The sequence below is a fragment of the Lactobacillus sp. wkB8 genome, from assembly GCF_000761135.1.
GTDB lineage: Bacteria > Bacillota > Bacilli > Lactobacillales > Lactobacillaceae > Lactobacillus > Lactobacillus helsingborgensis.
Genome location: NZ_CP009531.1, coordinates 1260451 through 1286010, shown reverse-complemented (window position 1 = coordinate 1286010; position 25560 = coordinate 1260451). Strand labels below are relative to the sequence as shown.

The following is a 25560-nucleotide window of genomic DNA, read 5'->3' as shown; positions in this document are numbered from 1 at the left end:
GTTTAATTAATACGATACAATATGACTGTAAGTTTAATAGGAGGTATTTTTAATGGCATATTTAGATAATGGTAACCAAATCTTTAAAGATGCTCGTAAAAACCATTATGCAGTAGGTGCTTATAACACTAATAACTTGGAATGGACTCGTGCAATTTTGCAGGCTGCTGAGGAAACAAGAACCCCAGTTTTAATCCAAGTATCAATGGGTGCAGCTAAATACATGGGTGGCTATAAGGTTGCTAAGGATTTAGTTGAAGATGAAATTGATGCAATGGATATTTCAGTTCCAGTTGTATTGAACTTAGATCACGGTGATTTTGAAGCTGCTAAGGAATGTATTGCACTTGGCTATTCATCAGTTATGTTTGATGGTCACGCTTTATCTACCGAAGAAAACTTGGCTAAGACTAAGGAAATTGTTAAGTTAGCCCATGAACGTGGCATCTCAGTTGAAGCTGAAATTGGTAAAATTGGTGAAAACCAAGGCGCTGAAGGTGGCGAACTTGCTTCTGTTGAAGATGCAAAAGCTTTTGCTGCTGCTGGTGTTGACAAGCTTGCTTGTGGTATTGGTAACATCCATGGTGTTTACCCTGCTGATTGGAAAGGACTAAACTTTGACCGCTTAAAGGAAATTGCTGACGCAGTTTCTGTACCACTAGTTTTACACGGTGGTTCAGGTATTCCTGAGGACCAAGTTAAGAAGGCTATTTCTCTTGGAATTTCTAAAGTTAACATTAACACTGAATTCCAATTAGCTTTCCAAGCTGCTACTCGTAAGTACTTTGAAGCTCACAAGGATGAAGACAAGGACAACAAGGGTTATGACCCTCGTAAGCTTCTTCTTCCTGGTACTGAAGCAATTACAGCCTCAATGAAGGAAATGATCACTTGGCTTGGTACTCCATCAATTGATGACAAGATTAAGTCAGCTGGTTTTGACAAGAGTTCATTGAACTTAGAATAATTAGTAAATAATATTAGCATTGGAGCAATCGTATAAAGATTGCTCTTTTTTTGTTGGCAACTTTTCAGAAATCTTAAAAGCTACTATTAATTACTTGCACAGTACCACTAAAAAAATTAAAAAAATAAAAATAGTTTGACTTAAAGTTGAATTTAAGCGTTATACTCAAGAAAAAGATGAATGGAGGCAAATTATGATTTTTGATAAAGTATTAAATCTATCTAATGGCGTAGCAATTCCCCAATTAGCTTTTGGCACATGGAAAATTCCAGACAATGAAGTTTCTGCCGCTGTCGAAAACGCGTTAGCAATTGGCTATCGTCATATTGACACTGCTCAGGCTTACCATAATGAAGGTGGAGTTGGAGACGGAATAAGAAAATCTGGAGTTAAGCGCGAGCAAATTTTTGTGAATTCGAAAGTTGAAGCAGAAATTAAGGATTATGCTAATGCTAAAAAATCAATTGATGAAACTCTTTTACGCATGAAACTAGACTATTTGGACATGATGATCATTCATAATCCACAGCCCTGGATAGAAGTTAACCAGTCTGATGACCGCCACTTTGAGGGTAATCTGGAAGCATGGCGTGCTCTAGAAGAAGCAATGAAGGCCGGCAAACTACGTGCAATTGGCGTTTCCAGCTTTCAACCAGAAGACTTGAACAATTTAATTGCTAATAGTGACGTTAAACCAATGGTTAATCAAATTTTGTGCCATATTGGTGCAACGCCAAAGCCCTTAATTGATTTTTGTCAGCAAAATGGTATTGTAGTTGAGTCATTTTCGCCTGTTGCTCACGGTGAAGCTCTCAATAATGAAGTCATTAAAAAGATGGCTGCTAAGTATCAGGTGTCGGTTGCTCAATTGTGTATCCGTTATGATTGGCAATTAAATACCGTTGTCTTACCTAAATCAACTAATCCAGTTCACATGAAAGAAAACTCAGAATTAAACTTTGTGATTAATGATGAGGACATGAAAACTCTGGAGGCTGTCAAATCATTTGACTACGGTTCATCCAGTCATTTTCCAGTATTTGGTGGCAAGAGAGAGAAGTAGTTTTAGTAACGTTTAAATAAAATAATAAGAAGACTATCAATGCGGCTTTTGCAAGTAGCTGATACATAGTCTTTTTTGTTTATTTAAAAGGAAAAAATGTTAATAAAAGTTTGGCATTATTGTGTGTATAATCAATTTTCTGACAGTATAATGTATGTGGTACAACAAGCAATTATGAATTTAAGGAGTTGTTCAAAATGCGCGAAGAATTAAGATTTTTAAAATGCATTGACCATGATGTACCTATCCAAATAGATATACCCGATGAAGGAAATGAATTCCCAGCAGTTCTGTTGATTCACGGCTTTATGTCATCACGAAATAATGACAATTATATGCTGGCAAGAATCAGCCAAAAAATTGTAGCAGCTGGTATTGTGGCTGCAAGAATTGATTTATGCAGTATGGGTGAAAATCTTTATTCGCGGGAAAACTATGGTATGAAAGTAATGATACGAGAAGTAAAAGCAAGCTTTAAGTACTTACAAAATTTACCGTATGTTAAAAAAGAAAATGTTGGCTTATTAGGTCATAGCCTTGGCGGGCGACTGGCGTTTACCTGTTCAACTTTGCCAGCTAAAATTATTGTTTCTTTAAATGGTGCCATTAATACCTTTGAGCCCATAAATGTTGGCTATGATAAATTTGAAATGGCTAACTTAGGCTACAGCATTGTTCATACAAGTTGTGGCGGCGTTGAACTTTTATATCAAAAATTCCTAGATGATATGAAAGACACAGTGAACGATAACATCAAAAACTTTAAAAATCCGATCTTGGTTGAAGTTTGTACAGATGATCCTACTTTAGATCCTAATATTAGCCTGAATTTTATTAAAACGTGTCACATGGCTAATGTTGATTCTTTTACCGTTTCAGGTGCTAATCACACTTTTAACGTTGAAACAGGTGATTTTACGAAATTAAATGAAGTTATTGGTAAAATTGTCCCGTGGATTAGCGCACATATCAAATAAAAAACCAGCTTTGATTAAAGCTGGTTAATAGTAATTCTAAAGCTTAGCTTCGCAGTTAAGCTTTTTTATTTTACTTTATTGAATTCAGTTGGCTTATTTAGTGCTGGCTCTGTTAAGAGTAAAATCTGGTCTTGCTGGAATGCAATTGGTAAAAGTTGATGTTGATACAATCTTACTTCAACAAACATCTTACCATCTTCGTTAATAATTACCGGGTATTTCTTTTTACCGATAGTAACCATTAAGTTACCATCTTTTTCACTCAAAGTTATTAAACCATAACCCGGATTGTGATAGTCGCCTAGTTGGTCTTTGTTAGCTTTAACCTTTTGTGGTGTGTCTCCTATAAGGTTGCCAATCTTTTGTTCACGCTTTGTTATTTTTTGGTCCACAGCCTTTTTGACTTTTGCTGTCCAATCCGTTTCATTTATTCCTAGAGCATTGTCAATGGTTTGATATGCCAGTGCGAAGATAGCATCCGTTGAATCCATATTAGTGGTTGAAACAAAAGCCAAATCGAGGTCGGGAACAAAGCCCATAAAAGAACAATAGCCAATATATGAACCACTGTGATAAAAGTATTTATGACCGCGGTAATCTTCCATCATCATGCCTAAACCGTAGGCTCCAAAATTAGCGCCACCGTATTCACGGCTTGGCGACATGATTGATTGTGGCAAGAAGTGTTCAGCCATAGCATTATTTTTACTTTCTTTTTGCAATTTTAACTGGTATTTCGCCCATGAAAGCAGATCAGAAATTGTTGAAAGCATGCTGCTGGCACCACCAACTTTTCCTGGTGCTATAAAAGGAACTTCCTTGGTGATGTTATTGTCGCCAATATAAGGTTTAACTATCTTTTCCCTTGGTGCTTCGTGATGATTAATGTAGGTATGATTTAAATTTAATGGTTCTAACAAATGACTGCGTTCGTATTTGCCGTAATCTTGACCAATGGCTTGCTCAAAGGCGTAGGTAGCAACGGCATAAATTAAATTACTGTATTGCATTTTATACCGCAATTCATGATTCGGCTCTAAATGACCAATGTGTTCTGCTTTTTCTTTTAAAGTTAAATCATGTTTATTCATATTGGTGAACCGCATCAGATCATGCGCTGGCAAGCCGCTTTGATGACTTAATGCATCACGCCATGTTAAATGGTCTTGAGCGTATTGGTCGACCAGTTTAAAGTCAGGCCAGTATTTCTTAAGTGGATCATCTAAACTAATTTGACCAGAATCAGCTAATTGACAAACAGCAGTGGCAAAAAAGGTCTTTGAAATTGAAGCTAAAGGATACAAACTGTCCTGTTCTGCTTCACCATAAACATGGCTAAAACTTTCACCATTGTGATACACGCCAATTCCTAAACTGGGTAATCTAAATGTGTCGCTCACTTTTTGAGCTAAATCAGCAATTTTTTGCTTATTCATATTCACTATCTAACTCTTTCTATATTTATTTTTTCCATAATAAAATTATACAGAAGCATTTGCTATTTTACACTAAATAAAAATTCTTTTAAATAGTCCTTTAAAATATATGATGATAGAATTTGACATTAATGATAAATTTATTAATAATATAAGTAAAAAATAATGAAATGAGTGATTTTTATGAAAAAAAGAAGTAAATTTGCTTCTGCTGGCATTTTGTGCCTTGCTGCCTTAACACTGGCAGCTTGTTCTAAAAATGCTAGCAATAGTGATGATACCAAAACAGTAAAAAAATTTACTGTTGAAACACCTAAGAAAAGTATTAAAAATGGTGGAACTGTAAGGGTTGCAGTTGTCACAGATACTCCATTTTCAGGTATTTTTTCACAAGAACTTTCCTCTGAAGATGTAGACTCAATGGTTGCAGCTCCCGGTCAAGAAACTTTATTCGATAGTGATGATCAATATGGTGTCACTAATAAAGGTCCAGCTACACGTAAATTAGATCCTAAACATAAGACGATCACAATCAATATTAAAAAGGGCGTTAAATGGTCTGACGGCAAACAAGTAGTAGCCAAAGATTTCGAATATGCGTATGAGATTTTGGCTAACAAAGATACAGCTTGTCCGCGTTATAGCAGTCAGTTTGAAGTATTAAAGGGACTAAAAGAATACCATGAAGGTAAAGCTAAAACTATTTCCGGAATTGAAATGCCTGATGGAGAAAATGGCCGTAAAGTTGTTTTACACTGCTCAGCTTTAAATCCAAGTATGTCAAATGCCGGAAGTCGTTCGCTTTGGGAAGCAGTTGAACCCTATCATTATTTGAAAGATATTCCTTTCGCAAAATTAAAATCTTCTGACAGGATCAGAAAAAATCCGTTATTTTTCGGACCGTTTAAGATGGAAAAACTAGTTAGAGGACAATCTGTAACGTGGGTACCGAACAAATACTACTGGAGAGGGAAACCAAAATTAGATAAAGTTGTTATTTCAGTAGTATCTTCTAATTCTGCCTCTCAAGCAATTAAAAGTCATAAATTTGATATTATTCCTGTAATTAACACCCAGTGGCCACAAATTAAAACTACCAAAAACGTGAACTTCATTGCTCAAATTCCAATTGCTTATCATTATTTGGGTTTTAAAGTAGGAAAATGGGATGCTAATAAGAGCAAGAATGTCATGAATTCTAATGCTAAGATGAATAATAAGGCCTTAAGGCAGGCAATAGGTTATGCTATGAATGTTGATGCGGTTAATAAGCGTTATACGTATGGCTTAACGTTTAGAGTCAAAACTTTAGTCCCAGAAAAGTTTGGTGATTACTTTGATAAAACTGAAAAAGGATATAATTACGATTTAAAAAAGGCAAATCAGATTCTAGATAAAGCGGGTTATAAAAAGAAAGGAAAGTGGCGCGTTCAGCCTAACGGAAAGCCTCTCGTAATTCGCTTTGCTGCCATGAGTGGAGATACTACGCAAGAGCCAATAGTTCAAAACTATTTACAGCAATGGCATAAAGTTGGACTTAATGTCCAATTAGCCACAGGTCGCTTAATTGAACACAATTCTTTCTACGATAAATTACAACATGATAATAAAGATATCGACATGTATCTCGCTGGTTGGTCAACACCTACTGAGCCCTCGCCCCACCCATATTATAGTGAATCAGCACCGTTTAACATGACCAGGTTTGTAACTGCAAAAAACAACAAGCTTTTGAATGAAATAAATTCTCAAAAGGCTTTTAATCATGATTATCGGGTTAAAAAATTTCATGAATGGCAAAGGTATATGAATGAGAAGGCTTATGTTATCCCAGTTGATAATTCTTATCAGATTTTTGCTGTTAATGACAAGATTTCTGGCTATTCGCTTAAGCCGTCAAAACAAAACAATAGTCATCCTTTATGGAATGAAGTAGGTTTTATTAAATAGAAAGAAGCTGTAAATTTTTAATGAGGCCTGGAACAAAAATTATAACTTTAGATAATGGCTATCATTTGTGGACAAGTACTCAAGGTGAAGGTGATATTCATTTATTAGCGCTTCACGGAGGTCCAGGAGGAAATCATGAATATTGGGAAGACGCCGCTGACCAATTAGCAAAGCAGGGACTACATGTTCAAGTTACTATGTATGATCAATTAGGCTCACTTTATTCAGATCAACCGGATTATGATGATCCTAAAATTGCAGCCAAATACTTAACTTATGAATACTTCCTTGATGAAGTTGATGAAGTTCGTGCCAAACTTGGTCTTGATAATTGCTACTTAATTGGACAAAGCTGGGGTGGCTTACTTGCACAAGAATATGCTGTTAAATATGGTCAGCACTTAAAAGGCACGATTATTTCTTCAATGGTTGATGATACTGATGACTATATTGAGTCAATTAACCGCCGTAGACAAGAAATTTTTCCCCAATCAGAAATAGACTTTATGCGTGAATGTGAAGAAAGCAACGACTATGACAATAAACGTTACCAAGAGGATGTTCAAATATTAAACATTAATTTTCTTGATCGACGACAGCCATGTAAGCTATATCATATTAAACGTATCGGTGGTTTGCCTGTTTACCATGCCTTTCAAGGTGATAATGAATTTGTAGTAACAGGTAAATTAAAAGATTGGCATTTTAGAAAGTACTTAAAGCAAATAAAAATGCCGACCCTTTTGACTTTTGGCGAAGAAGATACTATGCCTTTGGAAACCGCAAAGATTATGCAACGTGAAATTCCTAATTCACGCTTAGTTACCACACCGAATGCTGGACATCATCACATGGTCGATAATCCTGAAGTTTACTATAAGCACGTAGCAGATTTTATCCGTGAAGTAGAAGCTGGTACTTTCGTGGGTGATTAAATTGCTAAAATTTAGTGCAAATAGTAAGCCTTGCGATTTTTAATGGTTTTAGGTGTTGGTTATTCAGGTGAAAATTGTGTTTTATGATACTGCTTGGACTGATTTTAGAAACTACTAAACAAGCAATCATGGCATATACTAAATTTTAAATTGTTAGATATAATATCTCCGAATTAACAAAAAAGAGATCGTCAGTCTAAAATGACTAACGGTCTTTTTGCTTTTTTGAAACTATGTTATGTCTGTAAATAACGGGATTTTATCTTTAGACAACTTGACATTAATGCGCTTAAATGTGAAAGGAGAAATTAAGGAAATTTGATATGCAGTTAAATGTAAGAACCCTTCATTCTTAAAATTAGCGTTATATAACGGGTCTCCTACTATTGGACAACCCATTGCAGCCAAATGAACACGAATTTGATGGGTCCGACCTGTTTCTAGTGCTATTTGGACTAAAGCAGTCTGTCTTGAAAGAATTTTTAGTACCTGATAATGAGATACGGATTTAAGACCAGATGCAGTTACTATCCGTTTGCGTTGGTCAAGTGGGTCTTGCCCAATTGGTAAACTAATCGTTCCCTTTTGGGGGAGAGGTTTTAAAAAATCTATTACTGCTAAGTATTCACGGTGAAAAGTTTTACTGACTAATTCACGATTTAAAATTGGGACAACAGCAGGATTTTTGGCAACAAGAAGCAGACCACTCGTTAACATGTCTAAGCGGTGTACAATGAAGGGTGAATAACCCAAATAAGTGGCGCAATCATTTAAAGCGGTATCTGTTTCAGCTAAATTGGGATGCGTTTTCTGACCGGCTGGCTTATTAATGATTAAAATATTTTGGTTCTCAAATATAACATCTGGTAAATTGCCGCTTGCAGGATATGTATTCTGTTTTGTTTCAACGTGATCCAGCCAGAGCTCAATTTTGTCTTTAGGGTAGATCAGTTGATTAAATGAGTGATATTTACCGTTAATCAATACTTTGCGTTCGGTACGTAAAAAATGCCGCCATTTACGCGGGATTAATAAAAGACGCAGTAAATCGCTCACAGAACACGGTTTAAGTTTTTGCGGATAATTTAGTGTAAAATAATAGCTCATAAATATTTATTAAATCTTTTTGAAAATAAAAGCGATTCTTTCTAATATGGTACAATTTTTGTTTGTAAAGGAGCAGATACAAATGGAAAACAATGAACCACGGAAAAACGGGCTGAGTGCTTTATGGCACCGTTTTGATAACCGTTTTTTTATCGGTCGCTGGATCATTTTGATTTTGCTTACCGTAACTCTCTTGGTTTGTACTTATTATACCGTTAAAGTTAAAACTTCGAATATATCAAATTTAAAAGCATCATTAGCCGCAACGACCGGCATTTACGATGATAAAAACCAAAATTCAGGCTCGCTGTATTCGCAAAAGGGCACATTTGTGGAATACAACAAGATTTCTCCTAACGTCAAAAATGCTGTCATTTCGACTGAGGACAGAACATTTTGGAAAAATCCCGGCTTTAGCATCAAGGGCATGGGTCGTGCCGCTCTTGGTATAGTGCTTAATCACGGGCAAATTGCTGGTGGTGGATCAACAATTACCCAGCAGTTAGCCAAAAATGCTTTGTTGACTCAAAAGCAAACATTTTCCCGCAAGATTGAAGAACTTTTCTTTGCAGTTGAAATTAATCATGTTTATTCCAAAAAAGATATCTTGACTATGTATCTTAACAATTCCTATTTTGGCAATGGCGTTTGGGGAGTTCAGGATGCCAGCAAGAAATATTTTGGCAAAAATGCCAGTGAGCTGACTGTAGGTGAAGGTGCCACATTAGCGGGAATTCTCCGTAATCCTAGTAGATACAATCCTATTGATCACATGTCCTATGCTTTATCCAGACGTAATTTAATATTGAATTTGATGGTGGATAATAAGAAACTAACAAAAGCACGTGCCAAAAGTGAGCAAAGGATCGGGTTAACTCTGCGTGATACATATCATAATCAAAATGGTTATCGTTACCCATACTTCTTTGATGCTGTGGTTGATGAAGCAATCAATCGCTATGGCTTAAAAGAAGAAGACGTGATGAACAAGGGGCTTAAGATTTATACTACCCTTAATCAAAACTACCAACGGCAATTACAGCAACGTTTTGAGCAAGATTATTTATTCCCGCAAAATGCGGCTGATGGCACAAGAACGCAGGGTGCAACAGTAGTCATGGATCCAACTACAGGAGCAGTTCGCGCCGTAGTTGGCGGTCGTGGTAAACATGTTTTTCGCGGCTATAATAGGGCAACACAGATGAAGAGGCAGCCAGGTTCATCCATTAAGCCGATAGTTTCTTACGCGCCTGCGCTGCAGCAGGGATATCATTATGATTCCCAACTTTCAAATCAATTGCAGCGTTTTGGTAAAAATGGCTACCAACCGCATAACGTTGATAATGGTTATTCAGATAAAATACCAATGTATATGGCATTAGCACAAAGTAAAAATGTTCCTGCCGTGTGGCTTTTAGACCATATAGGCGTTGCGAAGGGCGTTCAATCTGCCAATAATTTTGGTCTTAAGGTGCCAAAAGAGGATCAAAACTTGGCACTGGCTCTAGGGGGGCTTTCAACAGGGGTATCACCTGTGCAAATGGCGCGGGCGTATTCTGCTTTTGCTAATAAGGGCAACTTACCTAACAATTCGTATTTCATTAAAAAAATTACTGACGCTAGTGGCAATGTCATAGCTGAAAATCATGATACTGGAGTTCACCGCATTATTTCCGAAAATACTGCTAAAGAAATGACTACAATGTTGTTAGGAGTCTTTGCCGGAGGAACTGGAACTTCTGCGCAACCAGCCGGCTACCGTGTGGCAGGAAAAACAGGCTCAACTGAAGTGCCGAATTCTTATGGCTTTGGCACAAAAGACCAGTGGATTGTTGGTTATACACCTGACATTGTAGTTGCTACCTGGGTCGGCTTTGACCGCACTAACCGGCAGCACTTTATGCACGGTGTTTCTGAAACTGAAATTACCAGACTTTATAAAGCTGAAATGGAAAGTATTTTGCCTTATACAGCTCAAAATCAGTTTAAAGAACAAGCTCCAAGACAAATTATTCAAAATAACGGTGCCGGCACAGACTGGACTAAAGGAATTGGAGATAAAATTGAAAAAGGTCTGGGTTCTGCAGGTCAAAAAATCAATGAATGGTATAATGACCTTAAAGGACTTTTGGGTCATTAATAAGGAGGATATAATACATGATTAATATTTATGATTCAGCAAATCAAGTAGCAGCTGATTTGCAAAAACTGGACGAATTTAAAGCATTGCAAGAGGCGATTGCGGCAGTTAAAAATAACCAAGAAAGTACTGCTCTGTTTAAACAGATGGACGAAATGCAAACTAAAATTATCAATTCTCAAACTGAAGGCAGAGATTTTCCCAAAGATTTGCAAGATGATTATCAAAAATTGAACGAAAAGGTCCAAAAAGACCAACAGATACTAAAGCTTTTGCAAGCTGAACAAGCTCTGTATAAAACTGTTGATGACGTTCAAAAAGCAATAACTAAGCCGATTAATGACCTCTATGATGGTCTTAGAAATAATAAGTAACAATGAAATTCATCCATTTTGCTGATGCACATTTAGATAGTCCTTTTCTCGGGCTATCTTTTTTGCCATCTGATAGTTTTGCGCAAATTCAAAGAGCCCCACTTAAGTCTTTAACCAATATAGTAAATTTAGCATTGCAAGAGCAGGTCGATTTAGTTCTAATTGCTGGAGATACGTTTGACAGTTATCAACCAAATCCCAGCTCACAAATTTTCTTTGCTCATGAAATTGAGCGTTTAATCCAGGCCCAAATCCAGGTAATTATGATTTTTGGCAATCATGATCATATGGTAAAAGAGGACTTATTGGTACCTAAAAGTCCGTTTTTTAAGCTATTAGGTAACCGCGAAAAAATAGAAACTTGTTCTTTCACAACGAAAACTGGTTTTGAGTATGACGTAACCGGCTTTTCTTATTTTGCCAACCACATTACCAGTGACTTAATTGCGAAATTTCCCGTTAAAAGAAATTGCTACACCTTTGGGATAATGCATGCTCAAGAAAAGACCAGTCAAAATAGTCAAAATGTATATGCACCGTTCAAGTTGAGTGAACTGCAAAACCTTAATTATGATTACTTCGCTTTGGGTCATATTCATTTGCGGCAGGTATTAGCCAAATCCCCTTTAATTGTTTATCCGGGTAATATCCAAGGCCGCCATATTAATGAAACCGGACCAAAGGGATGTTATTTAGGCATTATCGATGAGCAGACTAAGCAAACGGAAATAAAATTTGTGCAAACTAATCCGATTACTTGGATGCAAAAACAAATTGAATTAACTGAGCCTCTATCAAAAACTGAACTAGAACATAAAATTGTTGCGCAGCTTGCGGCTACCTCAACTACTTATTTTTGTTTGCGGATTAAAGGTGCGGACTTGCTTAACGAAAAGGAAAGAGAATTGGTTCAAGATAACGATTTTTGGCAAATGATTTCGGCTAAGCTTGAACTTGATTCTCAGTTGGTGGATGTGCGTTTTATTACTGATAGCAATTTGGAAGTTGCTGAAAATGACCGGAAGTATTTTATGCAAGCGGAAAAAGAAATTTTTGCTACAGATGAGTTTGCACGAATTAGCAAGGATTGGGCTTTAAAAGACAAATACACCGATGATTTAGCTCAAAGTGATGACTTTGTGGAAGAAGTAAAACAATTAGCTGAAGTGAAACTGAATAGTAAATTGAAAGGTGTTAACGATGAAATTAATTAAAATCAAAATAGTTAATTTTGGTCAATTTTCAAATTTTACTATTGATTTGCCTAATTCAGATATTGATGTTTTTTACGGTGCTAATGAAGCAGGAAAGAGTACTATTGTTGCTTTCATTAAGCAAGTCATGTTTGGCTTTCATTTAGCTAAACATAGCTCTGCTTTTTTTGAAGACTATAAACCACTAGCAAGAGTTAGCCCAATGGGTGGGTTGCTTTTTTTTAAAAATGATGATCATGAGCTTTATGAATTAGAAAGGCTATATGCTAGTGGCAAAGGCTCAAAACTTGGCACCTTGACTGTTAAGCGCAATAATCAGGTAGTTCCAGAGAATATTTTTTTTGATCAAATAAAAAATATTAATGGTGGTTTTTACGCAGATAGTTTTATTTTTAATCAAGATATGTTATCAAAGGTTGGACAAATTCAGCAATCTGATTTGTTAGAACGTATTTATTATCTCGGAGCTGCTAATAGTGATAAACTGCTTGATTTACGTGATTATTTTGCTAAAAATGCTGGTAGTCTTTTTAAAAAAGCAGGTAAAAATCCACCTGTTAACCAACTGCTAAAGCAGGTACAAGATCAAGAAAATCATGTTCGTGCCTCTGAAAACGAATTTGCGCTTTATCAAGATTTAAGTAAAGATTATCAAGAGCAGGAAGAAGCCCTAAATAAGCAAGAACAAAAACAACTTGAACTCCAAACCAAGTATAATGACTTGGAAAAGACCCAAAAGCTCATTCCTAGTTATGAAAAACTGCAACATTTAAAGCAGCAGGCTAAACCAATTGCTTTTGACTCAGAACAATATCAGTCTGCACAAACTTTAACTATGCAAATAGAAAATTTACGTAAAAAGCAGGAAAAAATAGCGGCTAAGTTAAGTGAGTTTAGGCAAAATCAAAATGATGATTCTAATGAAAAGGATTTAATTCAAAAAAAGCCCGAAGTTTTGCAATGGCAAACGGAATATCATAATTGCATTCAAAAAGAAGCCCAAATAAAAAATGATGAGCAACAGCTGTTGACATTAGATCCCAATTTAAAGCAGATTGCAGGATTTTCACAAGAACAAATTCTCAAGTTGCATGATGATTATCGCAATTTACCTGATGACAAAACAAAAAATGAAGCAGCTGACAATAGTAAGCCCAACTCCGTCATGCTTATTGGTATTGCTGCTGTTGTATTGGGTATTGTTTTATTATTTATTGCCCGTGCGTTTGGGTTGCTTGCTTTAGCTTTAGGCGCCTTTTTACTTCTATCAGGATATTTCCAGCAAAAGCAGCAAAAAAACAGTGATCAGGCGCAAAGAATACAAAAAGTTAGGCAAAAGCGCCAAGCTTTTGAAAATTATTACCATGTTAGTTTGGCTCACTTTGATATAAATAGTTTAATTAATGACTGGCGGCAGTATCAGGTGCAGCAGCAAAAACTGGAGAGTACTTTAGTGCGCAAAAAAGAACTGCATAATGAGTTGGCAGATTTGGCAGCACAAATTAGTCAAATTATTGGACAGAATGTGGCTGTTGATTTTACCAGTGTGTTAACTGCACTCGAACAGCTGAGTAAGAAGCTGGAAGTTACTCGCTCACGGCGTGAAGAACAGATTAGTTTGGAAAATAATTTGGCTGAAAGTAAAGAGGAACTGCATGATAGCAACATCAAATTAAAAATGATTTTTGCGCGTGCTCATGTGGCCGACTTTAATGAATACCAGCAAATTAAGCACCAAAGTGAGGAACAGAAAGAAATCGCAAGGCAAATTGCAGTTCTGAAGTCTAATTTACAGGATGATCTAAATCAACTTGAAGATTTTACTAAAGATAAAGAAAAGAGCACTCAAAAACTAAGCAAGTTAACAGAGGAACTCTCTTTAATTAAAAAAGATATTCAGCAGACACAATCAGCAATTGCAGAAATCAAGGTAAAAATGACTGATTTGGCCAATTCGACCGTTGTATTTGCAGAAAAACAAAAACTTGCCAATTTAAGAACTTCATTGAAAAATTTAAGTGCAGACTATTTGTCTGATCTCGTCGTTTCAAAGTGGATTGCACGAGCTCTTGATCTTGCCTCAAATGAACGTTTCCCTAAAATGCTAATTACAGCAAAAGAATATTTGCGACTATTAACAAATAATCGGTATAATGATATTGATATTGATAAAAAATTAACAGTTACCCGTTTTGACGGTAAAAAAATTAAAGTGCAGTATCTTTCTCGAGGAACATCAGAACAATTGTATTTTGCCTTAAAGTTAGCGTTTGTCCAACAAATTAAAGACCAGATCAATTTACCAATTTTAATTGATGATTCGTTCGTTAACTTTGATGATACCAGGGTGGATGAAATAAATAAATTGCTTCATAAAATTGCCCAAAATAATCAAGTTATGATTTTTACCGCACAAACGAGTCTGGTTGATAAATTGCAGTTGCAACCATTGACTTTAACGAAAGGAACCAAAAATGTATAAACGTTTGCTGGATTACAATGACGGCGAGGAATTGGAACTAGTGGTGTTAATCAAAAATTCGCAATTAAGACATACCAAGAAAGGCAAACTATATTTAGCAATGTCCTTTGGTGACTCGTCGGGTGAAATTCGCGGCAATTTTTGGGATGCTAATGATCAAGATGCTGCTACTTTCAATGCCGGTACAATTGTTGAGTTGAATGGTAAGCGTGAAGAATATCAAGGCCAACCGCAAATTAAAATCTACAGTCTCCGTGTCGTGGGACCAGAAGAAGGCTACGACCTGCGCCAATTTATAAAGTCTGCTCCTGAAAAAATCGCGGATATGAAAGAAGAAATAAATCAATACGTTTTTGAGATATTAAATCCGACGTGGAATAGGATTGTGCGGTTTTTGTTAAAAAAATGGGAGAAACGTTTCTTTGAATTCCCTGCTGGCAAAAGTAATCATCATGCCGTACGTGGCGGTTTGGCATACCATACGGTATCTATGTTGCGTGATGCCAAGGGCTTAGCCACTAATTACCCGCAAATTAATCGTTCCTTGCTTTATGCTGGTTGCATTCTACATGATATGGGCAAAGTGTTGGAACTAACTGGACCTGCTGCAACTCAGTATACGACTGAGGGCAATTTAATTGGGCACTTGGTTTTAATTGACGAGCAAATTATGTTGGCAGCGCAACAACTTAAGATTGATCTTGAATCTGAAGATTTGCTGCTTTTACGGCACATGGTTTTATCTCATCACGGCAAGTTTGAATATGGTTCGCCTAAATTACCAGCGCTGCTTGAAGCGGAATTATTACATCGTATTGATGATTTAGATGCGTCAATTTATGCGATCACTAACGCCTTACAACATACTCGTCCAGGTAATTTTACCGATAATATCATGAGTCAAGGAGGGCGTAAGTTTTATCGTCCTAAGACCGATGAGTCTTTGGGTAAAGCGCGCAAGTTAGAGTAATATCATAATATTAGTTAAATTCTTTTTATTTCAAAACTAATACATATAAAAAGCACAAGCTATTAATGGCTTGTGCTTTTTTGTTATTTTTATTCACTTTAAAATAATGCTTAATTATTTTTTAGTTGATGGAGTTGAAACATAGGAAGCTAAGACATCCTTCAAGTCTTTATCTTTAATATCAACTCCAGCTTTTTTGATTACCTTAGAAATGACTTCATGCATCGTTTGTTGATCTTGTGACATTGTTTGGTAAATTTGATTATCAATTTCCTTCTTGTGTGAAGCAAATGTTCCCTTAGCTGGGTGCTTAATCATTCTGATTATGTGATAACCTGACTGAGATTTAATTGGACTCTTAGTGGTTTCACCAGTCTTCAGTTTAAATGCAGCTGCTTTGAAAGACGGATCTAAACTAGTGTCAGTTGAGTCAAAAGCAGGCAACTTACCAGCATTATTTTTAGTTCCAGTATCTAAAGAATATTTCTTGACCAGACTCTTGAAACTCTTACCATTTTTGAGTTCAGCAGTAATTTGTTCAGCCTTTGATTTCTTAGAAACTAAAATGTGTTGAACTGTTACTTTTGGTTGGTAGGCTTTCCAAGCCTTTTCTTCTTGGCTCTTTGAGATCTTTTTAATGTCTTTTAGAGCTGCTTCAGAAAGCAGGTTGGTTTTCAGGTTTTGCTTAAAACTTGATACAGTCATACCATTTTGTTGCAGAACTGCTTCAAACTGATTGCCATATTGTTTCTTGTAATTATTATATTGTTTATCGACTTGCTTTTTCGATACCTTGTCGCCATATTGTTGCTCAAGAATATGATTAATAAGCATGTTAGCCAAGGCAGTTTTACCAGACTGGGATTTTTTCATCTCATCATAGTATTCTTGCTGAGTAATCTTACCGCCTTTATAAGAAGCAACAGTTTTATTACCACTAGAACAAGCGGCTGTTGACAACGCGATTCCTGCGACAGCAATTACCGCAGCAGCTTTTTTAATATATTTCTTCATAAAATAAATTCTCCACATCCTTAATAAATTAAGTCACCGTCAACTAATATAACATAAACTGGCAAATCTAGTTTTTATTTTTTCGTTTTTTGCCAAAAATTCTTAGTTTCTTTACTAATTTTTAGAACTATTCATTTCTTCATCGTCATTATGCTGGAAAGTTGCAGTTTTTGCTTTTAACTTGTGAATGATTCGGTTCACGCTGATCTGGTAATATTCTAATTCATTTTGTAATTCAGAAATTGCTTTCTTAGCTTGTGGCAAAAAATTCTTTAGGTCTTGCTGAGCTGTTTTCAGCTTGGCTTGAGAAGCAGAAAGATCCTGAATATCAGCTTTAAAAGTGTTAACTCCTTTTTGCACTTCTGGGAATAAACGCTTACCATTTTTGTCTTTAAATAATGAAAGTACTACGCCAAAACCAGCTCCAACTGCTAAACCAATACTAAAATGTTTCATCTTATCACCTTAAAATTGTGCTCTAATTGCGGCAGCCACTTTTTGATAATCTTCGTCAGTATATTTTTCCGCATTATTACGGGTGGCAATTTTTAAACCGTCTCCGTCAAAGCGGGGAATGAAATGAATATGTGAGTGCATAACGACTTGACTGGCACTGGCGCCGTTATTGCTACTAATATTCATACCGGTGATTCTGGGATCGAATTTTTTAATTGCATTTGCAATTGCTGGAATGTATTGTAAATAGCGCTGAGCATCAGCAGCTGTATAATCGAAAAAGTTTGTAATATGTTTTTTCGGGACCATCAAAGTATGGCCGGGATTAACTTGAGATAAGTCCAAGAATGCTTTGACATCATCGTTTTCAAAAATTGTGTAACTGCTGGCCTCGCCTCTGATAATTTTGCAGAATAAGCAGTCTTTATCTAAATCTTCCATTTTAAAACCTCTTCACTTCAAAAATTTAGTTTCTTTTAATATCATGCTATCATAATAAATGAGTAAATTCATTAAAAGAAAGATAGGAAATATGACTTTAAAAATTGAACATTTGACAGGTGGCTATACTGGTGTGCCGGTCATTAAAGATATTAACTTGGAAATTAAACCAGGGGAAGTTTTAGGGGTTATTGGGCTAAATGGTGCTGGTAAATCTACTACTATTAAACACATTCTGGGCTTATTAAGACCCCAAAAAGGGAAAATTACTCTGAATGACATTGATTTAGCTGCTCAACCAACTAAATTTAAAAGACAAGTTGCATATATTCCCGAAACGCCAGTTTTGTATTCAGAACTGACTTTGAAGGAACATCTGCAATTAACTATTCTTAGCTATCAGTTAGATGAAAAACAGGCTTGGGCAAAAGCTCATGAGTTGCTGCAGATGTTTAGGTTGGATGACAAGCTTGATTGGCTGCCAATTCACTTTTCTAAGGGTATGAAGCAAAAGGTGATGATTGTAACCGCCTTTTTAGCAAATACGAAACTACTTGTAATTGACGAGCCGTTTACTGGACTAGATCCTTTAGCAGTAGCTAATTTAGTACAGTTAATCAAAAGCGCTGCTGGTCAAGGTAAAATGGTGTTAATGTCAACACATATTTTAGCTAACAGTGTTCAGGCCGTTTCACGTTATGCGGTCTTAAATAATGGCAAAATTACGGCTGCCGGCACTTTAGCCGAAATTCGAATGCACTATGGTTTAAAGGAAACAGATTCATTTGACCAAATTTACCAAATTTTAAGTCAGGAGCAACAAAATGCGTGATTTGGCTAAAAGAAGGCTGCAGGAAAATTTACGCCAATCTTTAAAATATTTAGTATTGGTTTTTAATGATTTCTTTATCTTAGCTCTGATTTTTCTTTTTGGAACACTCATGTTCTGGTACGCGCAGACAATGAAAACCATGCCTGAAAATCTGTGGTACTACCGTCCACTAGTTGGTATTTTGCTATGGCTGCCACTTTTAATAGGCAAACTGGTAACTTTGCTAAAACCAGCTGATTTACAATTTTTACTGCCTGAAGATGAAGATATAAAATTATATTTGAAACCAATGCTAAATTACAGCTTGATTGTACCTACAATTTGTTTGGTGTTAACGGCAGGAATTTTATTTCCTTTTGCTACGATTAAGGCAAGGATTGAACCAATAGATTATATTTTTGCTGTTTTGGCTGTTTTTTTAGCTAAGCTGCTGCAGCTTAAAATTATGGAACATAATTTGTTTTTTAACCGTAAGATTTCCATCTCGCTAGTAAATATCTTTTTCCTTTTTTTGTTTGGTTTGGGAATGTTTAAGCCCAAAAGTCTACTGATAATTGCAGGTTTATTAGTTATCTGCCTAATAACTTTTGTTTTAAAGCCGCAGCATGCAGCTTTGTTTGACTGGCAATATGCAGTCGATCAAGAACAAAAGCGCAAAAATGTTGTTTTTAACGCTTTTAGTATGTTTACTGATGTCAAAGAAAGACAAACCAATGTTAAAAGGAGAAAATATTTAGACTTTTTATTACCCAGAAAGATGGCATTGGAAAATCCCAATAAGTTTTTATATCGCCGTTCAGTTCTTAGGAATCCTGAAAATATCAATTTAATAGTGCGAATGACTGCATTTGCTGTATTGGTTTCTTGGTTAGTGCAAAATTGGCTCTGGGCGTTAGGTTTATCGTGCTTAGTAGTATTTTTAACAATTTACCAATTAGTACCTATGGTTGATGAATTTGATGACAATATTATGTATCGAGTCTATCCGATTGAGCACACCAACCGTGGCTTGGACATGGTCTCGGCTTTAGCAGGGATGATGTTAATGCAGTGGTTGATTATCAGTATTTCCTGGCTGCTTACCTTGCCAGTCAATTTGCACTTGTTTGAAGCAATGGGGTGCCTAGTTGTTTTCAGCTGGGTCGTATTAAGGTTATACTTACCAGCAAAAGTAAAGAAAAGGAAGTCGTAGAATAGATGAGATTACGAAACAAACCGTGGGCTGTAAAGCTTGTCCATGAGCATCCAGAAAGTGTGATTGATCGACCTGATCCAAGTCTGAAAATTGATTGGTCAAAGCGGTTTGCTGATATTTCAAGACCACTGGAAATTGAAGTAGGTCCTGGAAAAGGAAAATTTATTACCACAATGGCTGAGAAGTATCCTGAGAAAAATTTTGTTGCTCTTGAGTTGCAAATGACTGCTGCAGGCATGATTTTGCGGACGAAACTAGCAAAAGAATTGTCTAATTTACAAATTCTCTGTGCGGATGCTGCCAATATTGACGCATTTTTTAGTGCCCACATTGCTAGCAAAATTTATTTAAATTTCAGCGATCCTTGGCCTAAGACCAGACATGAGAAAAGACGGCTAACTTATAAAACTTTTTTGCAAAAATACCAAACGGTCTTGCGTGCAAACGGTCAAGTAGAGTTTAAAACTGATAATGCAGGACTTTTTGCCTATTCTCTTCAAAGTATGAATAATTTTGGGATGAATTTTGATTTTGTTTCCGTGGACCTTCATAATGAGAAGGAAGAAGTTCTAGCAGCTAATATTGAAACTGAATATGAACATAAATTTGCTGCTCAGGGCAACCCGATTTATGCTTTGCATGCTGATTTTGGAGTAAAATAATTTATAGATAGAGAAAAGAGAGGTTTTTTCAAAAATGGAACAAATAAAAGAATTAAACAAAGCTAAATTAGCAGATATTACCAAAAATGGTCGTGTTGTTTTAGAATTTTCTGCTGGTTGGTGTCCAGATTGCCGTTTTTTGGATCCGTTTATGCCTGAAATTGAAAAAGATTTTGCTGACAGTAAATTTTATCAAATAGACCGTGATGGCTCTGTGGATATAGCAAAAGAAATGAATATCATGGGCATTCCTTCATTTGTGGTCTACCAAGATGGCGCAGAAATTGGTAGACTAGTTAATAAGGATCGTAAAACTAAGGATGAGGTTGAAAGTTTTTTGCGGTCGCTTGACTAAGTGAAAGAGGATTGTGATTCATGATTACAAGTATTAATAAAGAAAGTTATCCTAATACCCTGATTGTGATTTTGGGCCAAGATAAGGGTAAAAGTGAGTATGAGGAAAAAGATGACATTACTCGTATCACTGATGAAAAAGGGAATGTCACAGGTTATAATTTTTTCAATGTCAACGAAGTAATTGATTATGATAGTTTGCCTAATGGTCAGGTTAAACTAAATGAAGAAGATTTAGCCTCTTTAAATAAAAAATTAGCAGAAGCTGGTTTTACGGATAAACTGGCATACGGCAAACCAACTTTAGTTTACGGCTATGTCAAAACTTGTGAAAAACACCCTGACTCTGACCACCTTCATGTCACTACTGTTGATGTAGGTAACGGCGAAGAACACCAAATTGTTTGTGGTGCACCTAACATTGCACAGGGACAAAAAGTCGTAGTTGCCTTGCCTGGTACTTTGATGCCTAATGGTCAAATGATTTGGCCCGGTCAACTACGCCATGTTGATTCTTATGGTATGATTTGTTCAGCTCGTGAATTGGGTCTTGAACATGCTCCGCAAAAAAGGGGTATTTTGGTAGTTCCGGCTGATTTTAATGCTGGCGATGAATTTGATCCGGAAAAGTGCGATCAGCTTTTAGCCGAAGGACAAATCACTTTATAAAAGTAGCAGACTTTACCAACAAAAAGGTAAAGTCTTTTTTTTCGCATAAAATTGAATTTTTAAATTTCATCATGGTTTTGTAATGGTCCTGCTCATTTTGTGATAGTAATGGTAAAATAAATAGCAATGATAAAAGATTTTGGAGTTCAGAAAATGTTAAACAAAAATAAACAGATTTGGTTTATCGGAATTAAAGGAACTGGAATGTCTGCTCTTGCTCTAGTTTTAAAAGACCTGGGCTTTGATGTTGCCGGCAGTGATATCGCAAAGTATACTTTCACGCAAGAACCGCTGATTAAAGCGGGTATAAAAATATCTTCATTTGCGGCCGATAACATTAAGGATAATGGTCAGGTAATTGTTAAGGGCAACGCTTTTAAAGCTGATAATGTTGAAGTGCAGGCTTGTGAAAGTAAAAATGTTGCTTGGCAAAGTTATCCTGATACTGTAGAAGAAATAATTAAGATGCACACTAGCATTGGTGTTTCTGGGACTCATGGGAAAACTTCTACTACAGGTCTTTTAGCTCACGTGTTAGGAGAAGCTGCACCAACATCTTACTTAATAGGAGATGGTGAGGGCAAGGGTGTTAAGCATTCCCGCTTCTTTGTTTATGAAGCTGACGAATATCGTCGTCATTTTTTGGCGTATCATCCTGACTACCAAATTATGACCAATATTGATTTTGATCATCCAGATTATTTTAAAGATCAATCAGATTATACTTCCGCTTTTCAAACAGCTGCTCAGCAAACGCAAAAAGGACTTTTTGTCTGGGGCGGAAACAGCCGTTTAAAGCAGCTTAAAGCAGATTGCCCCAAATATACTTATGGTTTTGACAGTGACGATGATTTTCAAGCCGTAGCAATCACAAGATCAACTCAAGGGTCCAGTTTTACTGTGTTAAATCACGGACAAAATATCGGTCACTTTACAATTCATCTTTTTGGTGATCATAATATTTTGAATGCTACTGCAGTGATAGCTGTTGCTTATACTGAAAAAATTCCGTTAGCAGATATTCAACAAGGTTTATTGACATATCAAGGAGCCAAAAGACGGTTTTCAGAAAAAGATTTTAAAGATATTAATATTATTGATGACTATGCCCATCATCCGACAGAAATGCGGGCAACAATTCAAGCAGCAAGACAAAAATTCCCTGATAAACGCTTGGTAGTAGTATTTCAACCACATACTTTTTCCAGAACTAAAAAATATGCCAGTGATTTTGAAGAAATTTTGCGCGGAGTTGATAAGGCTTATATTACTCCAATCTATGCCTCTGCTAGAGAAAAGAGCGGTGATATTACTAGTGACGACTTAGTAGCCAAAATCCCTGGAGCAGAGGTAATTGACCTTGATAATATTGCCGATTTGGCTCAAAACAAAGATAGTGTGATCGTCTTCATGGGTGCCGGTGATATTACCAAGTATGAAGATGCTTTGGAAAAGTTATTAAAATAATTGCAATTTTTAGCTAAAGATCAAGTTTTTAAACTTGGTCTTTTTACTTAAAAAAAGCACGAACCAATTACCACAGAATGCAAATAAATCAGTATTGTGCAAGATGTGAGCAAAAACTGTTAAAATGGTAGTTGAATTAAGAAACTTGGTTTAATTATGAGGAGAACTAATGGCTGATAAAAAATTACTTTTGATTGATGGTAATTCAGTTGCCTTTCGTGCTTTTTATGCATTGTTCCGTCAACTTGAAAATTTTAGAAATCCTGAAGGATTGCATACCAATGCCATTTATACGTTTAAAAACATGCTTGATGTCGTCTTAAATGATGTCAAGCCTGACCATGTTTTAGTCGCATTTGATGCGGGTAAAACTACTTTTAGGAATAATATGTATGCCGATTATAAAGGCGGTAGACAGAAAACACCGTCTGAATTGTCTGAACAATTACCATACATTCAAGAACTTTTACATGATCTGGGCATATCCACCTATGAACTCGACAATTATGAAGCCGATGATATTATCGGTACTTTTGCTACAATTGGTGAAAAAGAGGGTTTCAAAGTGACTATTGTTACGGGCGACAAGGATTTAACGCAACTAGCTTCACCTCAAACAACAGTAATGGTCACTAAATCCGGCGTATTGAACTTGGAAGCTTATACGCCTGAACACATGAAGGAAGTTAATGGCGTTACACCAACTGAATTTATTGATATGAAAGCCTTAATGGGTGATAATTCTGACAATTATCCCGGTGTGACTAAGATTGGTCCCAAAAAGGCTTCACAACTTATCCAAGAATATGGTTCTGTAGAAAACCTTTATGATCATATAGATGATATGAAACCTTCAAAAATGAAAGAGAACCTCATCAATGACAAAGATAAGGCTCTTTTAGGCAAAAAATTGGCAACAATTGATCGCCACACTCCTTTGACTATTGGGATTGATGATATTAAGTGGCGCGATGTGGACTATCAAAAATTGCGCAGATTCTATGAAAAAATGAACTTTCGCAAGTTTTTAAGCCAGCTAGACCCTGAAAGTGCTGCTGGGCAAAAAGACCAACCAGTAAAAGATAATAAAGTAGTTGCTTTTACAGAGCTTAAAGAAAATGACATTAGCAACTTTGCGGTTAAAGATGGTCAAGCTACTACTTTTTATTTAGGGATGCTGGGTGCTAACTACCACTTAGCTGATTTTGTTGGTTTTGCTATTAAGATTGATAAGCAAATATACGTAAGTCGCAATGTTGACCTGTTAAAAGAGCCGCAACTTAAGAATATTCTGGAAAATAAGCAAATTACTAAAAATGTTTTTGACTTAAAGCGGACAACAGTTGGCTTAAATCGTTTAGGTATTCATGCTCATGGCATTGACTATGACATGCTTCTTGCTTCGTATTTGATTAATAATGAAAATAATTCGGATGATATGGGCGAGATATGCCGGATGTACGGTGATAATTCGGTTAAAAGTGATTACGACGTTTATGGTAAAGGTAAAAGTGCCCACATTCCAGAAGACGATCAGGTGTTATTTAACCATTTGGCTGGCAAGATAGAAGCAATCGAGAACTTAAAAGAGACATTGTTAGCTAAACTAAAAGAACACGAGCAAGATGATCTTTTTGCCAATATTGAAATCCCTGTTGCCAGAGTTCTGTCTGTGATGGAAATCAATGGTATCAAAGTCCAAGCTGAGACTTTAACGCGGCTTCAAGATGAGTTTGCAGTTGAGCTCAAGAAAATGGAAAAGCAAATTTATGATGAAGCTGGTGAAGAATTTAATATTAATTCTCCTAAGCAATTAGGTCATATTTTGTTTGAAAAAATGGGCTTAAAGCCAATTAAAAAGACCAAAACCGGTTATTCCACATCAGTTGATGTCTTAAATCAGCTAAAGGATGAAAGTCCCATTATTGGACAAATTCTCACTTACCGGCAAATTGCTAAAATCCAGTCAACTTATGTTAATGGTTTACTGGATGTCATTCAAAAAGACGGTCGGGTTCATACCAGATACTTGCAAACTCTTACTGCTACCGGTCGTTTGTCCTCAGTTGATCCTAATTTACAAAATATCCCAACCAGAACCGAGGAAGGTAAGCAAATTAGAAAAGCGTTTGTTCCTAGTGAACCTGATGGCTACATTTTCTCCTGTGATTATTCACAAATTGAATTGCGTGTTTTGGCACAAGTTTCTGGCGATGAACAAATGCAGGAAGCTTTTAGAACCGGTTACGACATTCACGCTCATACCGCAATGAAAATTTTTCACTTAAAATCAACAGCCGATGTCACTCCTTTAATGCGTCGCAGGGCCAAAGCTGTGAATTTCGGTATTGTTTACGGCATTTCTGATTACGGTTTATCTAAAAACCTTAATATCAGCCGCAAGCAGGCCAAGCAATTCATAGATAATTATTTTGAGCAATATCCTCAAATTAAAGATTACATGAATAAAGCAGTCCAGGTAGCCCGTGAAAAAGGATATGCCGAGACAATTATGCACAGAAGACGTTACTTGCCAGATATTCATGCTAAAAACTTTAATGTGCGTTCATTTGCAGAGAGAACAGCAATTAATTCGCCAATTCAAGGTTCTGCCGCAGATATTATCAAGATAGCGATGATTAACATGCAGAAAAAATTAGATGACATGCATCTTAAGACCAAGATGGTAGTCCAGGTTCATGATGAGCTGATTTTTGATGTGCCAAAGGATGAATTGGAAACAATTAAAAAGATCGTACCGGAAGTTATGCAGTCGGCTGTAAGACTAGACATACCTCTTGTAGCTGATTCCGGATATGGTCATAATTGGTTTGATGCTAAGTAAGGAGTAACTT

The 25560-nt window shown here is 36.3% G+C and carries 22 protein-coding genes; 17 read left to right on the top strand and 5 right to left on the bottom strand.

The features are described 5' to 3' along the window. The first annotated feature begins 52 nt into the window (after positions 1 to 52). The 3 genes from fba to LACWKB8_RS05990 all read left to right on the top strand — a co-directional run bounded on the left by fba (position 53) and on the right by LACWKB8_RS05990 (position 3007). Entirely contained in the window at positions 53 to 967 is a 915-nt protein-coding gene (fba, locus tag LACWKB8_RS06000; RefSeq protein ID WP_038523383.1) for a class II fructose-1,6-bisphosphate aldolase, read from the top strand. A gap of 193 nt (positions 968 to 1160) precedes the next feature. Beyond that, a complete protein-coding gene (locus LACWKB8_RS05995) occupies positions 1161 to 2030 on the top strand; it encodes an aldo/keto reductase (RefSeq protein ID WP_207204682.1) in 870 nt (289 codons plus the stop codon). 197 nt (positions 2031 to 2227) lie between these two features. Beyond that, complete coding sequence (locus tag LACWKB8_RS05990; RefSeq protein ID WP_038523378.1) at positions 2228 to 3007, top strand: S9 family peptidase; 780 nt, start codon at positions 2228 to 2230, stop codon at positions 3005 to 3007. A gap of 65 nt (positions 3008 to 3072) precedes the next feature. Here the strand turns inward: LACWKB8_RS05990 and LACWKB8_RS05985 are convergent, their stop codons facing one another. Then, entirely contained in the window at positions 3073 to 4443 is a 1371-nt protein-coding gene (locus LACWKB8_RS05985) for a serine hydrolase (protein ID WP_038523375.1), read from the bottom strand. A 183-nt stretch (positions 4444 to 4626) separates the two neighbouring features. On the opposite strand from LACWKB8_RS05985, the gene LACWKB8_RS05980 reads away from it, so the two are divergent. Together LACWKB8_RS05980 and LACWKB8_RS05975 are read left to right on the top strand one after the other, a co-directional pair. Next, on the top strand, positions 4627 to 6393 hold the full coding sequence (locus tag LACWKB8_RS05980; protein WP_038523372.1) for an oligopeptide ABC transporter substrate-binding protein: 1767 nt from the start codon (positions 4627 to 4629) through the stop codon (positions 6391 to 6393). 20 nt (positions 6394 to 6413) lie between these two features. Continuing rightward, positions 6414 to 7328, top strand: a complete 915-nt coding sequence (locus tag LACWKB8_RS05975) for a proline-specific peptidase family protein (protein ID WP_038523369.1) — start codon at positions 6414 to 6416, stop codon at positions 7326 to 7328. Between the two features lie 231 nt (positions 7329 to 7559). On the opposite strand, the gene LACWKB8_RS05970 is transcribed toward LACWKB8_RS05975, so the two are convergent. After that, the gene (locus LACWKB8_RS05970) at positions 7560 to 8435 is read right to left on the bottom strand and encodes an RluA family pseudouridine synthase (RefSeq protein ID WP_038523366.1); all 876 of its coding nucleotides are present in this window, start codon (positions 8433 to 8435) and stop codon (positions 7560 to 7562) included. 82 nt (positions 8436 to 8517) lie between these two features. Here LACWKB8_RS05970 and LACWKB8_RS05965 point away from each other — a divergent pair, with 82 nt between their 5' ends. The 5 genes from LACWKB8_RS05965 to LACWKB8_RS05945 are packed head-to-tail and all read left to right on the top strand — an operon-like array spanning position 8518 to position 15615. Continuing rightward, a complete protein-coding gene (locus tag LACWKB8_RS05965) occupies positions 8518 to 10575 on the top strand; it encodes a PBP1A family penicillin-binding protein (protein ID WP_038523363.1) in 2058 nt (685 codons plus the stop codon). A 17-nt stretch (positions 10576 to 10592) separates the two neighbouring features. Beyond that, positions 10593 to 10949, top strand: coding sequence for a YlbF family regulator (locus LACWKB8_RS05960; RefSeq protein ID WP_038523361.1), 357 nt, complete (start codon positions 10593 to 10595; stop codon positions 10947 to 10949). A 2-nt stretch (positions 10950 to 10951) separates the two neighbouring features. Continuing rightward, on the top strand, positions 10952 to 12163 hold the full coding sequence (locus tag LACWKB8_RS05955) for a DNA repair exonuclease (protein WP_038523358.1): 1212 nt from the start codon (positions 10952 to 10954) through the stop codon (positions 12161 to 12163). Next, on the top strand, positions 12150 to 14645 hold the full coding sequence (locus LACWKB8_RS05950; protein WP_038523355.1) for an AAA family ATPase: 2496 nt from the start codon (positions 12150 to 12152) through the stop codon (positions 14643 to 14645). Before LACWKB8_RS05955 ends, LACWKB8_RS05950 begins: the two co-directional genes overlap by 14 nt. Further along, positions 14638 to 15615 carry a 3'-5' exoribonuclease YhaM family protein gene (locus LACWKB8_RS05945; RefSeq protein WP_038523352.1) on the top strand — a complete coding sequence of 326 codons (978 nt, stop codon included), beginning with the start codon at positions 14638 to 14640 and terminating at the stop codon, positions 15613 to 15615. The genes LACWKB8_RS05950 and LACWKB8_RS05945 overlap by 8 nt, the downstream gene beginning before the upstream one ends. Before the next feature lie 114 nt (positions 15616 to 15729). Here LACWKB8_RS05945 and LACWKB8_RS05940 read toward each other — a convergent pair whose 3' ends face one another. From LACWKB8_RS05940 to LACWKB8_RS05930, 3 genes are all read right to left on the bottom strand, one after another. Then, positions 15730 to 16629: a peptidylprolyl isomerase PrsA gene (locus tag LACWKB8_RS05940; protein ID WP_038523349.1), complete on the bottom strand. Its 900-nt coding sequence runs from the start codon at positions 16627 to 16629 to the stop codon at positions 15730 to 15732. A gap of 114 nt (positions 16630 to 16743) precedes the next feature. Beyond that, complete coding sequence (locus LACWKB8_RS05935) at positions 16744 to 17085, bottom strand: hypothetical protein (RefSeq protein ID WP_038523345.1); 342 nt, start codon at positions 17083 to 17085, stop codon at positions 16744 to 16746. A 9-nt stretch (positions 17086 to 17094) separates the two neighbouring features. After that, positions 17095 to 17526, bottom strand: a complete 432-nt coding sequence (locus LACWKB8_RS05930; protein WP_038523342.1) for an HIT family protein — start codon at positions 17524 to 17526, stop codon at positions 17095 to 17097. 91 nt (positions 17527 to 17617) lie between these two features. Between LACWKB8_RS05930 and LACWKB8_RS05925 the strand changes: the two genes are divergently transcribed. The 7 genes from LACWKB8_RS05925 (at position 17618) to polA (ending at position 25550) form a co-directional block, all read left to right on the top strand. Further along, positions 17618 to 18358 (top strand): ABC transporter ATP-binding protein, encoded by a 741-nt coding sequence (locus LACWKB8_RS05925; RefSeq protein WP_038523339.1) that lies wholly within the window; start codon positions 17618 to 17620, stop codon positions 18356 to 18358. Beyond that, complete coding sequence (locus LACWKB8_RS05920; protein ID WP_038523336.1) at positions 18351 to 19550, top strand: ABC transporter permease; 1200 nt, start codon at positions 18351 to 18353, stop codon at positions 19548 to 19550. The genes LACWKB8_RS05925 and LACWKB8_RS05920 overlap by 8 nt, the downstream gene beginning before the upstream one ends. A gap of 5 nt (positions 19551 to 19555) precedes the next feature. Then, positions 19556 to 20215 carry a tRNA (guanosine(46)-N7)-methyltransferase TrmB gene (gene trmB / locus LACWKB8_RS05915; protein ID WP_038523333.1) on the top strand — a complete coding sequence of 220 codons (660 nt, stop codon included), beginning with the start codon at positions 19556 to 19558 and terminating at the stop codon, positions 20213 to 20215. A 34-nt stretch (positions 20216 to 20249) separates the two neighbouring features. Then, a complete protein-coding gene (locus LACWKB8_RS05910; protein WP_038523330.1) occupies positions 20250 to 20570 on the top strand; it encodes a thioredoxin family protein in 321 nt (106 codons plus the stop codon). A gap of 20 nt (positions 20571 to 20590) precedes the next feature. After that, positions 20591 to 21238 carry a YtpR family tRNA-binding protein gene (ytpR, locus tag LACWKB8_RS05905; RefSeq protein WP_038523327.1) on the top strand — a complete coding sequence of 216 codons (648 nt, stop codon included), beginning with the start codon at positions 20591 to 20593 and terminating at the stop codon, positions 21236 to 21238. Positions 21239 to 21391: 153 nt separating this feature from the next. Then, entirely contained in the window at positions 21392 to 22705 is a 1314-nt protein-coding gene (gene murC, locus LACWKB8_RS05900) for a UDP-N-acetylmuramate--L-alanine ligase (RefSeq protein WP_038523324.1), read from the top strand. 169 nt (positions 22706 to 22874) lie between these two features. After that, on the top strand, positions 22875 to 25550 hold the full coding sequence (polA, locus tag LACWKB8_RS05895; RefSeq protein WP_038523321.1) for a DNA polymerase I: 2676 nt from the start codon (positions 22875 to 22877) through the stop codon (positions 25548 to 25550). The last annotated feature ends 10 nt before the right edge of the window (positions 25551 to 25560 follow it).